A 1,093-nucleotide genomic window follows, 5' to 3' on the forward strand; every position below is an offset into this window, starting at 1 on the left:
TTAGAGGCTGTTAAGCAATTTTCTGTTGTTTGTTGGCGAGCCGGCGGAGTGTGATGCGCGCCATGGCGGCGTAAAGCAGCATCTCGCTGGTCTGGATAAGACGTTCGAAGTCTCGGCTCATGCGGCGGTTTCGCCCGAACCAGGCGAAGGTTCGCTCCACGACCCAGCGCCGCTTGAGCACGTGAAAGCCGCGCGGAATCTGGGGTGATGGCTGGTCTGGACTGCCCCAGATGCCACGCAGACCCGTCCACCAATGCTTGCTGATCGTCAGCTGCCAGCCCAAGGTTTCCTGAAGCCATGCCTTCAGGCCCTGGTAGGCGCTGTCAGCCCAGATCAAGGCGATCAACGGGAACTCGGTGTTGAGGCCGGCGAGCAGCAACGGGGCACCGCTGCGGTCGTGGATGTCGGCGGCGTGTACGCGGGCTTTCAGCAGGGTGCCTTCGGTGTCGACCAGAATATGGCGTTTGCGGCCAGAGACCTTCTTGCCGCCGTCATAGCCGCGCGGGCCGCCGGCCTCGGTGGTACGGACGGACTGGCTGTCGATGATGGCCGCCGTAGGCTGTGCCTCGCGGCCAATGGCAAGGCGGTGCTGCTCGCGCAGCGCCGTGTTGATCCGCTCCCAGGTGCCGCCCCTGCGCCACTTGGCGAAGTGGTAGAACACCGCCGACCAGGGCGGGAAGTCATGCGGCAAGGCGCGCCACTGGCATCCCGTTCGCAGCAGGTAGAACACGGCTTCGACGATGCGCCGCAGGGCGAAGACCTGTGGATGTCCCGCCTGCTTTCCCGGGCAGAGCAGCGGCGCCAAAATCGCCCACTCCGCGTCACTCAAGTCAGATGCGTAAGAAATCGACGTCATGCAACAGAGATGGCGTCGAGTTTCTTGCCAGGCGATACTGCCCGCAACCACCAATACGTAATATAATTGCTTAACAGGCTCTTATACCGCCCTGCCTAAATGTTGACCTGTTCGATGTATGGGTAGCTGGTCAGGGAGTGCAGTCGGTCCTTGGTGAACGCGAGCCATGCGAAGCGGAGCGCCTCGACGATGGCGTCGTAGTCGTTGAGGAGGCGGTGGCTGAGGTGGCGCTCGCGG

General features: G+C 62.7%; 1 protein-coding gene. It reads right to left on the reverse strand.

Features of this window, described 5'->3' with window-relative positions; all coding sequences use genetic code 11:
• Nucleotides 1–10: 10 nt before the first annotated feature.
• Nucleotides 11–856 (reverse strand): IS5 family transposase, encoded by an 846-nt coding sequence (locus Q7A36_RS40045; protein ID WP_305109366.1) that lies wholly within the window; start codon nt 854–856, stop codon nt 11–13.
• Nucleotides 857–1,093: the final 237 nt, after the last annotated feature.

The organism is Paracraurococcus lichenis, assembly GCF_030657435.1.
GTDB classification, from domain to species: domain Bacteria; phylum Pseudomonadota; class Alphaproteobacteria; order Acetobacterales; family Acetobacteraceae; genus Paracraurococcus; species Paracraurococcus lichenis.